Annotated in this window: 11 protein-coding genes and 1 tRNA gene; 8 read left to right on the top strand and 4 right to left on the bottom strand. The window is 61.4% G+C overall.

Annotation, left to right across the window (positions count from 1 at the left end; all coding sequences use genetic code 11):
- Positions 1-21: 21 nt before the first annotated feature.
- Positions 22-384, top strand: a complete 363-nt coding sequence (locus ACU688_RS24155; RefSeq protein WP_017739195.1) for a DUF4810 domain-containing protein — start codon at positions 22-24, stop codon at positions 382-384.
- Complete coding sequence (locus ACU688_RS24150; RefSeq protein WP_207040891.1) at positions 381-1,031, top strand: DUF799 domain-containing protein; 651 nt, start codon at positions 381-383, stop codon at positions 1,029-1,031. Before ACU688_RS24155 ends, ACU688_RS24150 begins: the two co-directional genes overlap by 4 nt.
- Positions 1,032-1,101: 70 nt before the next feature.
- On the opposite strand, the gene ACU688_RS24145 is transcribed toward ACU688_RS24150, so the two are convergent.
- The gene (locus tag ACU688_RS24145; RefSeq protein ID WP_448186647.1) at positions 1,102-2,661 is read right to left on the bottom strand and encodes a M10 family metallopeptidase C-terminal domain-containing protein; all 1,560 of its coding nucleotides are present in this window, start codon (positions 2,659-2,661) and stop codon (positions 1,102-1,104) included.
- Between the two features lie 362 nt (positions 2,662-3,023).
- Between ACU688_RS24145 and ACU688_RS24140 the strand changes: the two genes are divergently transcribed.
- The 3 genes from ACU688_RS24140 (at position 3,024) to ACU688_RS24130 (ending at position 5,896) form a co-directional block, all read left to right on the top strand.
- On the top strand, positions 3,024-4,667 hold the full coding sequence (locus tag ACU688_RS24140; RefSeq protein WP_448186646.1) for a vWA domain-containing protein: 1,644 nt from the start codon (positions 3,024-3,026) through the stop codon (positions 4,665-4,667).
- A gap of 66 nt (positions 4,668-4,733) precedes the next feature.
- Complete coding sequence (locus tag ACU688_RS24135) at positions 4,734-5,306, top strand: RNA polymerase sigma factor (RefSeq protein WP_448186692.1); 573 nt, start codon at positions 4,734-4,736, stop codon at positions 5,304-5,306.
- The gene (locus tag ACU688_RS24130) at positions 5,303-5,896 is read left to right on the top strand and encodes a hypothetical protein (protein ID WP_448186645.1); all 594 of its coding nucleotides are present in this window, start codon (positions 5,303-5,305) and stop codon (positions 5,894-5,896) included. Before ACU688_RS24135 ends, ACU688_RS24130 begins: the two co-directional genes overlap by 4 nt.
- A 57-nt stretch (positions 5,897-5,953) precedes the next feature.
- On the opposite strand, the gene ACU688_RS24125 is transcribed toward ACU688_RS24130, so the two are convergent.
- Positions 5,954-6,030 (bottom strand) — tRNA-Arg (locus ACU688_RS24125).
- A 370-nt stretch (positions 6,031-6,400) separates the two neighbouring features.
- Between ACU688_RS24125 and gabD the strand changes: the two genes are divergently transcribed.
- The 3 genes from gabD (at position 6,401) to ACU688_RS24110 (ending at position 10,677) form a co-directional block, all read left to right on the top strand.
- A complete protein-coding gene (gabD, locus tag ACU688_RS24120; RefSeq protein WP_448186644.1) occupies positions 6,401-7,843 on the top strand; it encodes an NADP-dependent succinate-semialdehyde dehydrogenase in 1,443 nt (480 codons plus the stop codon).
- A 182-nt stretch (positions 7,844-8,025) separates the two neighbouring features.
- On the top strand, positions 8,026-9,303 hold the full coding sequence (gene gabT / locus ACU688_RS24115) for a 4-aminobutyrate--2-oxoglutarate transaminase (protein WP_448186643.1): 1,278 nt from the start codon (positions 8,026-8,028) through the stop codon (positions 9,301-9,303).
- 165 nt (positions 9,304-9,468) lie between these two features.
- Positions 9,469-10,677: an HDOD domain-containing protein gene (locus tag ACU688_RS24110; RefSeq protein WP_448186642.1), complete on the top strand. Its 1,209-nt coding sequence runs from the start codon at positions 9,469-9,471 to the stop codon at positions 10,675-10,677.
- Between the two features lie 167 nt (positions 10,678-10,844).
- Here ACU688_RS24110 and ACU688_RS24105 read toward each other — a convergent pair whose 3' ends face one another.
- Positions 10,845-11,846 (bottom strand): sensor domain-containing diguanylate cyclase, encoded by a 1,002-nt coding sequence (locus ACU688_RS24105; protein WP_448186641.1) that lies wholly within the window; start codon positions 11,844-11,846, stop codon positions 10,845-10,847.
- Between the two features lie 188 nt (positions 11,847-12,034).
- Positions 12,035-13,219, bottom strand: coding sequence for a delta-9 fatty acid desaturase DesA (gene desA / locus ACU688_RS24100; protein ID WP_257782444.1), 1,185 nt, complete (start codon positions 13,217-13,219; stop codon positions 12,035-12,037).
- Positions 13,220-13,380: the final 161 nt, after the last annotated feature.

Here is a 13,380-nt window from a genome sequence, read left to right as displayed (position 1 = left end):
ACCTCAAGGAGCAGTACACGGATGAGCAAGGCAGTGAAGTTGGCGCTGATGCTGACAGCAAGTGCAGTAGTCGCCGGGTGCCACACGGCGCCCCAGCCCCTGTATCAATGGGAAAGCTACCAGCCGCAGGTTTACGAGTACTTCAAGGGCGAGCCCAAGGAAGCGCAGGTCGAAGCGCTGGAACGGGATCTGCAAAAGATCAACGCCAGTGGCCGTAAAGCCCCACCGGGTTACCACGCGCACCTGGGCATGCTGTACCTGAGCATGGGCAAGGATGACCAGATGGTGCAGGAGTTTCGCACCGAGAAGGCACTGTTCCCCGAGTCTGCCTCGTACATGGACTTTTTGCTGAAAAACGCCAAGACCGGAGTCGCCACTAAATGAGCCTGTTGAAACTCACCGGCGCCTTGCTGGCCCTGGCTTTGCTCGGCGGTTGCGCCGCGCCCAAGACCGTGGATTACACGGCGTACAAACAGGCGCGGCCCAAGTCGATCCTGGTGCTGCCGCCGCTCAATGAGTCGCCGGAAGTGCAGGCGTCCTACAGCCTGGTGTCGCAAGTCACCTACCCGTTGGCCGAAGCCGGCTACTACGTGTTGCCGATTGCCCTGGTGGACGAAACCTTCCGCCAGAACGGTCTGACCACGGCCAACGATATCCAGGCACTGCCACCGACCAAGCTGCATGACATCTTCGGTGCGGACGCGGCGTTGTACATCACCGTTACCGAGTACGGCACCAAGTACATGCTGATCGCCAGCGATACGGCGGTGACGGCCTCGGCCAAACTGGTCGACTTGCGCACCGGCACCACCCTGTGGACCGGCTCGGCGCGGGCTTCCAGCGAAGAAGGCAACAACAACGGCGGCGGCCTGGTGGGCATGCTGATCACGGCGGCGGTCAAGCAGGTGATCAACAGTTCTACCGACGCGGCGCATCCGATTGCCGGGATTACCAGTGCGCGGCTGCTGTCGCCAGGGCAACGCACGGGGATTCTGTACGGTCCGCGTAATCCGAAGTACGGTACTGACTAAGCCCGTTGTGCTGTAGGCAAAAGCCCTCTCTGGCAGTACGCGGGGAGGGCTTTTTTCGTTGTGGAGCGATTCAGCCACGGCGCCTGCGCAGGCGCTGCTTACGCTTGCGTTTGGACTTGCTCGCGGGCAATGGCGCGGTCTTGAGCTGAATGATGTCTTCCGGTTTGACCTGGCCACGGGTGTTGATCAGCAGGTCGGCACGCCCGTCGCCGGTCAGGTCGATGGAGACGCTGCCGTGTCCGGTTTTTTCGTCGTACACCAGCACCGTTTCGCCCGCCTTGCTGCTGAACGCTTGGACAAGCATCAGCGTGGCGGTATTGGCATTTTTCATCGCGCCAGACACGTCAATCTTATCGATGCCGCTGGTGAAGTCCATCAGGGTGTCGGGGTGCTCGGGCGTAGAGTCGCTGGCGTTGTTATAGATGAAGGTGTCGGCCCCGCCGCCTCCCTGCAGTTGGTCGCCCCCCGCGCCACCCGTGAGCCGGTTATCGGCGTCGTTACCAATCAACGTATCGTGGCCATGCCCGCCGATGGCATTTTCAATGATGCAGTCCCTGGCGATGGAGACGTTACCCTCCAGCCCGCCGACGTCCGAGAACGAGCCCGCCCGCAGGTTGATGTTCTGGTTCGATTGATAGCCGGAGACATCCAGCGTGTCATTGCCGGCGCCGTCCCAGATGCAGGCGATGAATCGATCCTGGGCAGAGTTGAGTGTGTAGTAATCCCGCTGGGTATTGGAGTTGAAGCCGTAGGTGTTGTCTTCTTTTCGTGTTTGATGATTGGCGCCGTACTTTTCCTGGATCGCTGCAATGTCATCCATCATCGGTGCGAGGGGTTTTGCGCCGAGTTGTTTGCCACTGTATCCAGCGTTGAAGTAACTCATCACGGTATGGGCGGTGGAGTCCTGCGCATACACTCGCTGGTGTTCTTCCGCACGGCCATCGTAGTTGCCGGGGTGATTGAGGCCGAGGGCGTGCCCGGTCTCGTGGATCATCATCTCGCGCGTCGCCATCGCGGGGTTGTAGACGGTTTCGCCTCCCCGTCCGCCATGGGGTGTCGGGTGATTCGCGTATGCGGTCCTGACCGAGTTTGAAATGGCAAACGTCACTCGACCTTCGGCGGCACCACCGTCTTCTGTAAATTCCAGGTTGGCCAGATCGCTCCAGGCGGTTAACGCCTGTCGGGCATCCTGTTTCTGCTGGTCGTTGAACCCACCTTGTTTAAATGAGTAGGCAATCTCGGTCTTGTTGTTTCGATTGGTGTCTTGCCATGTGGAGATGCCGCGTGTGAGTTGCTCGATCGCCCGCTGCCTGTCGTAGGACTGCTTGTTCACCTTGGCGATGTAAGGGTCGTCCTGGCGCTGGGTCATGTCCTTGCCCTCCCAGTTGCGGGGGCTGCTGCTGTCCGGGTTTTGCAACGAGACACGCGCGGTACGGGTGGTCGGTTGCTGTGGTTGCTGTGGTTGACGCAAGGCTGGGTGCAGGAACGGCCGCAGCCAAGGGTGGCTGATGAAGGGTTGGATGAAGGGCCGGAAAATAAGTGGCAGATTGAACGGGCGGAAGAAGTACTGCGGCCTTGGTGGCTTGATGAAATGGGTGAAAAACGCAGGTGCTCCAGGGGCAATTATCATGGTCAGACTGTCCTAACACTGTTTCTTTTTCCTTGGTGAGGTTTGTAGGCAATCTCCGTTTGCGTCTGAACACGTTTGCATTGGGGCAATGCCTGTGCCAATTGCGCAAATGTTACGGGTCAGGCGCTAAACGACACTGTCGTGCGTTGTAGCAACTTCTGGCGCTTCGTGTTTTTTTCTAGAGGTTTGAGTTAGAGCAAGTTCCCATCGGATCTGTTTTTTCATTTTGCTAAAACAGCTGAGATAGAAAACAACTGACTCACATATACGTTCACAGGAAACACCTCAACGTTTAACCCGAAACTGGCCAGGTTTGCGTCTGAAGGAATGAATACACCCTTCATCCCCGAGGTTTCGCCGCCATGATCCGTCCTACACTGCCGCTCCTGCGTCCCGTCGCCCAAGGCCTTGCTATCACCTCGTGGATCGCGCTGGCCGGGTGTGGGGCGTCGACGTCCCCAACCCCGCATACGACCGTCGAGCCGGTGGTGGTCATGCCCATCGCCGCGCCACAACGTGAGCAGTTGCGCGCCGAAGGCGCCTTGGTCAAGCGTGCGGCGCCTGCGCCGATGATGCTGAGCGACTCGGTCGTCAGCCAATACCGCAGCGAACCTCGCGAGCAATACGCCAATTTGCCGGATAACCCGGTACACCGTGTGGCCGAAACGCCCGTCTCTACCTTCAGCGTTGACGTCGATACCGGCAGCTACGCCAACGTCAGGCGTTTCCTCAACCAAGGCAGCCTGCCGCCCGAAGGCGCTGTGCGATTGGAGGAGATGGTCAATTACTTTCCCTATCATTACGCAATGCCCACCGATGGCTCGCCCTTTGGCGTGACCACCGAAGTCGCCCCTACGCCGTGGAACCCGCACAGCCAATTGTTGCGCATCGGCATCCGCGCGTCCGACCACGCCGTGGCAGACCTGGCGCCGGCCAACCTGGTGTTTTTGGTGGACGTATCCGGCTCCATGGACCGCCGCGAAGGCCTGCCGCTGGTGAAAAGCACCCTGAAACTGTTGGTGGATCAATTACGCGAGCAGGACCGTGTGTCACTGGTGGTCTACGCCGGCGAGTCGCGCGTGGTGCTACAACCCACCTCCGGTCGCGAAAAGGCCAGGATCCGCAACGCCATCGATCAACTGACCGCCGGCGGCTCGACGGCTGGCGCATCGGGCATCGAACTGGCCTACCAGATGGCCCGCGAAGGGTTTATCGACAAGGGCATCAACCGCATCCTGTTGGCCACCGACGGTGACTTCAATGTGGGTGTCAGCGATTTTGACAGCCTCAAGCAAATGGCTGTCGAGCAGCGCAAAAGCGGTGTATCCCTCACGACCTTGGGGTTCGGTGTGGATAACTACAACGAACACCTGATGGAGCAACTGGCCGACGCCGGCGATGGCAACTACGCCTACATCGACAACCTGCGCGAGGCACGCAAGGTGCTGGTGGATCAGCTCGGCTCGACCCTGGCAGTGGTGGCGCGGGATGTGAAATTGCAGGTGGAATTCAACCCGGCACGCGTCAGCGAATACCGTTTACTCGGCTATGAAAACCGCGCCTTGAAGCGTGAGGACTTCAGCAACGACAAGGTGGACGCGGGTGAGATTGGCGCAGGGCATACGGTAACGGCGCTGTATGAAATCGTCCCTACGGGCGAGAAAGGCTGGTTGGAGCCGTTGCGCTACGCTGCCGGGTCCAAGGTGCAAAACAAAGCCGATGAACTGGCAATGTTGCGCGTGCGCTACAAGCCTGTTGCAGGCGGTGCGAGTCAGCTGATTGAGCGGCCCATCAACAACCTGTCCACAGCGGCCAGCGATGACCTGCGGTTCTCGGCTGCCGTGGCCGCCTTCGCCCAACAGCTCAAGGGCGATGGCCGCTACACTGGCAGCATGAGCTTGCGGGATACCGCCGCACTGGCCCGCTCGGCCCTCGGCGATGACCCGTTTGGGCTGCGCCATGAGTTCGTGCAGTTGGTGGAGTTGGCGCAGAGCCTCAAACACTGATCCCGCATACACCAACGCTCCATTGTGGGAGCTGCATTGATCCATCGAAAGGAGTTCGCCATCGACATGGCCGTTCCAGAGGATTCACCCAGCGACGAATCGCTGCTGGCCCGCTATCGAACCGGTGATGCTGCCGCGTTCGAAGTCTTGTACGCGCGGCATCGCCAAGGCCTGTATCGCTTCCTCGTGTCCCTGAGCAACAAAGCCGAACTGGCCGAGGAAATCTACCAGGAGACCTGGCTCAGCCTGATCCGCAGCACCACCCAGCCACAGGGCCGGGCGAGTTTTCGTACGTGGTTGTTCCAGATTGCCCGCAACCGCCTGATCGACCATTGGCGCAAGCACGGCATCCATAACCCACTGCACGACAGCTACGACGAGCAGCTGCATGCCCAGGCCGACGACAGCGCCGGCCCCGAGCAGCAACTGAGCCTGAGCCGCGACCAGGCGCGGCTCGACGCGGCGCTGCAAGACTTGCCCGAAGACCAGCGCGAAGTCTTCCTGCTGCGTCTGCACGGCGACCTCGAAGTGCCGCAAATCGCCGCGCTCACCCAGGCCCCGCTGGAAACCGTAAAAAGCCGCCTGCGCTACGCCCAGCAGAAACTGCGCCGCCTGCTGGCCGAGGAGATACCCGCATGACCGACTCCCGACACACTTCAGATGCCGACGACGTGCTGCTCCAGCACTACCGTCAACAGTCCACGGGCGAGCCACCCGCGTCCCTCGACGCCTTCATCCTCGCCACCGCCCGCCGCGAAGCCCCGGCGCCGCAACCGAGCCTGTGGCAACGCTGGCTGCACGCCTGCCAACGACCGCGCTGGCAAATGGCATTCGCCACCGTCGCCGGTTTGGCGCTGATGGTGGGCGTGGTCACGCGCTCGCCCGTGCCGCAGCCGGAAATCTCCACTGCGACGTTCTCGGCGCTGCATGAAGAGGCCGCCAGTCCACCGCCGCCCATGATGTCCGCGCCGGCGCCGGTGGCGCGAATGGCTGCCGCGCCGAAGGCTGAGAGCGTGCAGGTCATGGGGGCGATGGCGGATGAGTCCAGCGCGAAGCTCAGTAAGCGTGCGCCGGTGGCGTTGCCTTCGTTGGAGGAGGGGTTGCGGGAGATTGTGCGGTTGCGGGCGGCGGGGCAGAGCAAGGCTGCGGATGAACAGCTGCTGGCGCTGCATGAGCGCTTTCCCGAGGAGGATTTGCCAGCGCGGTTGGAGGCGTTGAAACAACGTTGATTCAACGTCCACAAAAAAGCCCCAGGCCTTTCGACCTGGGGCTTTTTCATCTGGATCTGGTGCACCCGGCGGGATTCGAACCCACGACCCCTGCCTTCGGAGGGCAGTACTCTATCCAGCTGAGCTACGGATGCTTGTGCGGGCGACATCATACCCATGTCGCCCTTGGGCGTCCATGCTGGTTTTTGGCCGCTGAACCGTAGGAAATCGGCGCGCTGGCGCCCTAAGTCGGGCGCCGCCGGTCAAGGCGGCGGAACCCGGGCCAATCACGCTGATCCGAAAGATCCGGCAAATGCGCCGTTTTCGTTCTTTTTTTCGAACAGACTATTGCCCTGTACCCCCATTGATCCTAGGATTCGTTTGAGATTTCAAACGCTCTGTCTCCCGCGTGCGCTTCACTTATCCCGCGCGCTGGGGCTGATTTCCCTGACGGCAGCCCACAAGGCGCCTTTCAACAACTCTAATTCGCTCCGCGTGCGCGCGGTGCTGTTAAGGAAAGCCGACATGCAGCTTAAAGATGCCCAGTTGTTCCGCCAGCAAGCCTTTATCGATGGTGCTTGGGTCGATGCGGACAACGGTCAGACCATCAAGGTCAACAACCCTGCCACGGGCGAGATTCTCGGCACCGTGCCAAAGATGGGCGCCGCGGAAACCCGCCGCGCCATCGAAGCCGCCGACAACGCCTTGCCGGCCTGGCGTGCGCTGACCGCCAAGGAGCGCGCGAACAAGCTGCGCCGTTGGTTCGAACTGCTGATCGAAAACCAGGACGACCTCGCGCGCCTGATGACCCTCGAACAAGGCAAGCCGCTGGCCGAAGCCAAGGGCGAAATCGTCTACGCCGCCTCCTTTATCGAGTGGTTCGCCGAAGAAGCCAAGCGCATCTACGGTGACGTGATTCCCGGCCACCAGCCCGACAAGCGCCTGATCGTGATCAAGCAGCCGATCGGCGTGACCGCTGCCATCACCCCGTGGAACTTCCCGGCCGCGATGATCACCCGTAAAGCCGGCCCGGCCCTGGCCGCCGGTTGCACCATGGTCATCAAGCCTGCTTCGCAAACCCCGTTCTCGGCCCTGGCCCTGGTTGAACTGGCGCACCGCGCCGGCATCCCGAAAGGCGTGCTGAGCGTGGTCACCGGCAGCGCTGGCGACATCGGCGGCGAGCTGACCAGCAACCCGACCGTGCGTAAATTGTCCTTCACCGGCTCGACCGAAATCGGTCGCCAGTTGATGGCCGAATGCGCCAAGGACATCAAGAAAGTTTCCCTGGAGCTGGGCGGCAACGCGCCGTTCATCGTGTTTGACGACGCCGACCTGGATAAGGCCGTCGAAGGCGCGATCATCTCCAAGTACCGCAACAACGGCCAGACCTGTGTCTGCGCCAACCGCCTGTACATCCAGGATTCGGTGTACGACGCCTTCGCCGAAAAACTCAAAGTGGCCGTGGCCAAATTGAAAATCGGCAACGGTTTGGAAGACGGCACCACCACAGGCCCGCTGATCGACGAAAAAGCCGTGGCCAAGGTTCAGGAACATATCGCCGATGCCCTGAGCAAAGGCGCGACGTTGCTGGCGGGCGGCAAGGTCATGGAAGGCAACTTCTTCGAGCCGACCATCCTCACCAACGTGCCGAAAAATGCCGCTGTGGCGAAGGAAGAAACCTTCGGCCCGCTGGCGCCGCTGTTCCGTTTCAAAGACGAAGCCGAAGTGATCGCGATGTCCAACGACACCGAGTTCGGCCTGGCCTCCTACTTCTATGCCCGCGACCTGGGCCGTGTGTTCCGTGTGGCCGAAGCCCTGGAATACGGCATGGTCGGCGTCAACACCGGGTTGATCTCCAACGAAGTGGCGCCGTTCGGCGGCATCAAGGCCTCGGGCCTGGGCCGTGAAGGCTCCAAGTACGGGATCGAGGATTACCTGGAAATCAAATACCTCTGCCTGGGCATCTAAGCCCTGTAAGAGATTGCAGTGAACGCAGAGGGCACGAGAGCGCTGACCCTTTGCGTGTTTCAAGACGTTATTCGTAGTGGCCGGGAACGCTGTGGCAGTCGATCATCGCATGCTGCCGCAGTTGCCTCCCCGCCACGTATTCCTTGGACCACGCCACCCGATGAGTGGCGAATGAGGACTTTATGAGCAAGACCAACGCATCCCTGATGAAACGCCGCGAAGCCGCTGTACCGCGCGGTGTCGGCCAGATCCACCCGATCTTCGCCGAATCCGCGAAGAACGCCACGGTGACCGACGTTGAAGGTCGCGAGTTCATCGACTTCGCCGGCGGTATCGCCGTGCTGAACACCGGCCACGTGCACCCGAAAATCATCGCCGCTGTGACCGAGCAGCTGAACAAGCTGACCCACACCTGCTTCCAGGTCCTGGCCTACGAGCCGTACGTCGAAGTGTGCGAGAAAGTGAACGCCAAGGTGCCTGGCGACTTCGCCAAGAAAACCCTGCTGGTCACCACCGGTTCCGAAGCGGTGGAAAACGCCGTGAAGATCGCCCGCGCCGCCACTGGCCGTGCTGGCGTGATCGCCTTCACCGGCGCCTACCATGGCCGCACCATGATGACCCTGGGCCTCACCGGCAAAGTCGTGCCGTACTCGGCCGGCATGGGCCTGATGCCCGGCGGCGTGTTCCGCGCGCTGTACCCGAACGAACTGCACGGTGTGAGCGACGACGACTCCATCGCCAGCATCGAACGCATTTTCAAGAACGATGCCGAGCCGCGTGATATCGCTGCCATCATCATCGAGCCGGTGCAGGGCGAAGGCGGTTTCTACGTCGCGCCGAAATCCTTCATGAAGCGCCTGCGTGAACTGTGCGACAAGCACGGCATCCTCCTGATCGCCGACGAAGTGCAAACCGGCGCCGGCCGTACCGGCACCTTCTTCGCCATGGAACAGATGGGCGTTGCTGCCGACCTGACCACCTTCGCCAAATCCATCGCTGGTGGCTTCCCACTGGCTGGTGTGTGCGGCAAGGCTGAATACATGGACGCCATCGCCCCAGGCGGCCTGGGCGGCACCTACGCCGGTAGCCCGATCGCGTGCGCGGCTGCGCTGGCGGTGATGGAAGTGTTCGAAGAAGAGCACCTGCTGGACCGTTGCAAGTCCGTCGGCGAGCGCCTGGTGACTGGCCTGAAAGCCATCCAGGCCAAGTACCCGGTGATCGGTGACGTGCGTGCCCTGGGCGCGATGATCGCCGTCGAGCTGTTCGATGGCGGCGACACCCACAAGCCAAACGCTGCGGCCGTGGCTGCCGTGGTGGCCAAGGCGCGTGACAAGGGCCTGATCCTGCTGAGCTGCGGCACCTACGGCAACGTGTTGCGCGTACTGGTCCCGCTGACTGCGCCGGACGAGCTGTTGGACAAAGGCTTGGCGATCATCGAAGAGTGCTTCGCAGAGCTTTGAGCGGCAAGCTATAAGCTGCAAGTGATACACGGCTTGCAGCTTGCAGCTCGAAACTTGCAGCTCAAAGAAGCCGCCCGTGAACAAAAAAACCGCATATGCGGTTTTTTTTTGCTCGCGGGCGGCTTCTTTGACTAAGGTGCAAGCATTGCCGATGGAGCGTGCTGGATGACTGCTGTTGATTTACCCGCTGTACCCCGTGTGTTGATTGCCGAAGCGGACCCTTGGTCGCGGGACCTGCTCAAGCAAGTGTTGTTGAACGTGCGCTGTGACGCACGGCTGGATGTGTGTGCCGATGGTCAGCAAGCGGCTACCTTGCTGCGGGAAAAAGCCTACGACTTGATCCTGGCCGATTGGGAGCTGCCGGGCATTGATGGCCTGAGCCTGCTGCGCAGCGTGCGCCAGAAGCGCCGCTCGCCCGCGCTGCCGTTCATTCTGTTGAGCAGTCGCAATGACAGCGCCAGTGTGCGTGAAGCCCTGCCCCTGGCGCCCACGGCGTACCTGACCAAACCCCTGAACATGGAAAGCCTGACCCAGCGTCTGCAAGACCTGCTGCTCAATGAAGGCGAAACGGTGTACTGCGAAATCCCGCCGCTGGCGCCGGGCATCACCCTGCCGGCGTTCCTTGAGCGCCGTCGTGAAGCCTCTGACGGCGCACCGTTGCGCGTGGATGTGAAAGACGCCGTCCAAAAAAGCCTTGGCCCCGAGGGCCTGGACCTCAAGCGCCTGGAAGACCAGGTGCGCATGGACCCGCAAATCACCGCCGTGCTGATTGCCGCTGCCAACAGCGCCGGCCATCACGGTACGCCGGTGCAAACCCTGCCGGCGGCGTTGCACAAGCTGGCTGCCGGGCAAAGCATGAACCTGATCCTCGGCCTGTCCCTCAAGCACAACGTGGTGCTGGGCGACCCGGCGTTGGTGGCTTATGCCGAGCGTCACTGGCAGTTGTCCCAGGACACCGCCGACTACGCGCGTCGTCTGGCGCGCATGCTGGAGTTGGATCACGAGCGCTGCTACAGCGCCGGCATCCTGCACCGGCTCGGCGACCTGGCGTTGTTGCGCTGCCTTGAGGACTGGCGTCAAGGCGGCGGTGAGTTGGATGACGAAGCGATTGGCGAGGCGCTCTACACCTTCGGCGCGGCCTATGGCTCAGCGTTGCGTGCGCGTTGGCGCTTGCCCCATGAGTTGCGGCAGTTGATCGCGGCGATCTATTCGCTGGAGGGCGGGGTGTATGCCCGCGATGCGCTGGTGGTGAACCTGGCGGCGCAGATGGCGCGGTTGACTGAGCATGAAGGGTTGGAGGCGCTGGCCAATGGCAAGACTGCGCGATTGCTCAAGGTGGGTTTGTCGGAGCTGATGCGGGTGCGCAAGGCCTAGAAGACACGGCGATCAAAAATGTGGGAGGGCTTGTTGTGGCGAGGGAGCTTGCTCCCGCTGGGTCGCGCAGCGGCCCCAAAATCTTGGGAGCGCTTCGCACTCCAGCGGGAGCAAGCTCCCTCGCCACACAAGCCCACATTGGATCTGCTCCACAGTTGGATCTGTGCCTAGCTCGCGACCACGCGATTCTTACCCAGCCGCTTGGCCTCATACATTGCCGCATCCGCGCGGGCGAACAGCCTGTCCAACGTCGAGTCCTCTTCGCTCAGGCTGGCCAAACCCTGGCTCACCGTCACCGTAAACGCCAAGCCTTCATAGTTGAAACTCAACGCCTGGATCTCCTTGCCCAGCCGTTCAGCCACCTGCAATGCCATCTCCGGCGCACAACCGGGCAGGACGGCGGCGAATTCTTCGCCGCCAATGCGCCCGAACAGGTCGCCACGGCGCAACACGCCGCGACCGCTCTCGGCGATACGCCGCAACACCTGGTCGCCTTCCAGATGGCCGTAGGAGTCGTTGACGTCCTTGAAGTCATCGATGTCCAGCAACAGGAACGCCAAGGGCGCGCCTTGGGCGCAGGCGCTGTCGAATGCCTGGTTGGCGCATTCGAAGAAGTGCCGGCGGTTGCTGCTCTGGGTCAGCACGTCGGTGGTGGCGAGGCGATGCAGCTCCAGTTCCAGCTGCTTTTTCTCGGTGATGTCTTCGGCCATGCCGACCACGATCACCGGCTCGCCAGGTTCCACCTGCTGGTTGATGTAGCACTTGTCGCTGAGCCAGCGGATCTGCCCGTCGGCGGTGATGATGCGGTACTCGCGGTCTTCCACGGCGCCCTGTTCCAGCACGCGGGCGAGGCTGTGTTCGGCGTAGTCGAGGTCTTCGGGGTGAATGCTGTTGCGCCATTCCCGGTGGTCGGCCAGCAGCAAGCCGGCCGAACGCCCAAATACTCGCTCATAGGCCGGGCTCACGTACAACACGCGGCGCGTTTCCCAATCGATGGCCCATAGCACGGCGTTCACGCTGACCAACAGTGAGCTGAGCAATTGTTCGCGCTCGCTCAGCCGCTCGACTTCGCCCTGGGCGTGCATCAGCGCCAGCAGCGTCGCCGCCGCTGCGGGGCGCGGGTGCTCGGCGCTGGGGGGATCGGGCTGGTAGGGCTTTTCGTGAACCATCGGCACAACTCTCTCTGGGCGCGCCGCAGGATGGAACAGCGGTCACAACAAGGGGCCACCATGATGGCGAAGTGTTCATTGAGAGAGGGGAATTGCAGCGAAGTTCCGTCATCGGACGTGATTGACGGTGTCCGAGAAATGGCGCCAAAAAGCCGGTGGGTGGGAGGGCTAGCCCTCCCACCGTAGGGTCAGACCGCTGCAGGACGCAGCGAATAGGTCTTCAATTGGTGGGCAAAATCGCGCAGGGACTGGATGCCGCTGGCCTCGGCCTCGTGCACCCATTCCTTGATGGCGGCGAGCATGTCGTGGCCATTGGTGCTGGTCTTGAGCCAGATCTGTTGCAGTGCCAGGCGCTTTTCGTAGATCACTTTCAGGGCCTGGCTGTGCTCCAGCATGCTCTGGATGCGCAGGTGATGGCGCTCATCCAGCAGGCTGGTTTCCCGTGAGAGCAAACGCTTGGCGCGGTGGAACTGGTGGCGCACCGAGTGATCGACCTTTTCCAGCTCTTGCTTGACCAGCGGGCCGATCACCAACTTGCGGTACTGGGCCATGATCTGGAAGCGGTTGTTGAGGATCGCCATCGCGGTGTCCATGTCCAGGTGGCCCTTGCCCTCGACGCGGTGGGCAATCGGCGCCACGCGCTGCACCTTGGCCAGGCGCAGCCAGCTGAACACCTTGATCCAGGCCCAGCCCAGGTCGAACTCCCATTTCTTCACCGACAGCTTGGCGGAGTTGGGGTAGGTGTGATGGTTGTTGTGCAGCTCTTCGCCACCGACGATGATGCCCCACGGCACCAGGTTGGTCGCCGCGTCACGGCATTCGAAGTTGCGATAGCCCACGGCATGGCCCAGGCCGTTGATCACGCCGGCGGCCCAGAACGGGATCCACATCATCTGGATCGCCCAGATGGTGATGCCGATGGTGCCGAACAGCAGCAGGTCGATCACGCCCATGATCGCCACGCCCAGCAGTGGGTAAGGGGTGTAGATTTTGCGTTCGATCCAGTCGTCCGGGCAGTTTTTGCCGTAGATGCGCAAGGTCTCGGGGTTTTCCGCCTCGGCGCGGTACAGTTCGGCACCTTTGCGCAATACGGTGGACAGGCCTTTGATCACCGGGCTGTGCGGGTCATCGACGGTTTCGCATTTGGCGTGGTGTTTACGGTGGATGGCGGTCCACTCGCGGGTGTTCTGCGCCGTGGTCAGCCACAGCCAGAAGCGGAAGAAGTGTTTCAGGCCGGCATTGAGTTCCAGGGAACGATGGGCTGAATAGCGGTGCAGATAGACGGTGACCCCAACGATGGTCACGTGGGTCATCAACAGAGTGACTGCCACCAGTTGCCAGGCTGACAGGTCAAGAAAACCGTTGTACCACATAGGCTGTATGGCCCTCAGATATAGAAAAAAACAGCTCACGCATTATCACTAAGCCTACAGAGAAAACCAGCCACCCTTTCAGATAGGAGTGACTGGATGTTTCTTATTCTATAATCCGCAGCCTTTGTAGGGCGATTCTGTTTTTTTAGTAAGGATTACTG

The sequence above is a fragment of the Pseudomonas acericola (SeqCode) genome, from assembly GCF_053456465.1.
The sequence above is the reverse complement of the archived record's forward strand: the minus strand, read 5'-3'. Positions and strand labels throughout refer to the sequence as shown.

What these genes read in the sequence shown, in the direction of transcription:
- ACU688_RS24155 (WP_017739195.1), top strand. Translation starts at nt 22, where the DNA reads ATGAGCAAGGCAGTGAAGTTGGCGCTGATGCTGACAGCAAGTGCAGTA.
- ACU688_RS24150 (WP_207040891.1), top strand. Translation starts at nt 381, where the DNA reads ATGAGCCTGTTGAAACTCACCGGCGCCTTGCTGGCCCTGGCTTTGCTC.
- ACU688_RS24145 (WP_448186647.1), bottom strand. Translation starts at nt 2,661, where the DNA reads ATGATAATTGCCCCTGGAGCACCTGCGTTTTTCACCCATTTCATCAAG.
- ACU688_RS24140 (WP_448186646.1), top strand. Translation starts at nt 3,024, where the DNA reads ATGATCCGTCCTACACTGCCGCTCCTGCGTCCCGTCGCCCAAGGCCTT.
- ACU688_RS24135 (WP_448186692.1), top strand. Translation starts at nt 4,734, where the DNA reads ATGGCCGTTCCAGAGGATTCACCCAGCGACGAATCGCTGCTGGCCCGC.
- ACU688_RS24130 (WP_448186645.1), top strand. Translation starts at nt 5,303, where the DNA reads ATGACCGACTCCCGACACACTTCAGATGCCGACGACGTGCTGCTCCAG.
- gabD (WP_448186644.1), top strand. Translation starts at nt 6,401, where the DNA reads ATGCAGCTTAAAGATGCCCAGTTGTTCCGCCAGCAAGCCTTTATCGAT.
- gabT (WP_448186643.1), top strand. Translation starts at nt 8,026, where the DNA reads ATGAGCAAGACCAACGCATCCCTGATGAAACGCCGCGAAGCCGCTGTA.
- ACU688_RS24110 (WP_448186642.1), top strand. Translation starts at nt 9,469, where the DNA reads ATGACTGCTGTTGATTTACCCGCTGTACCCCGTGTGTTGATTGCCGAA.
- ACU688_RS24105 (WP_448186641.1), bottom strand. Translation starts at nt 11,846, where the DNA reads ATGGTTCACGAAAAGCCCTACCAGCCCGATCCCCCCAGCGCCGAGCAC.
- desA (WP_257782444.1), bottom strand. Translation starts at nt 13,219, where the DNA reads ATGTGGTACAACGGTTTTCTTGACCTGTCAGCCTGGCAACTGGTGGCA.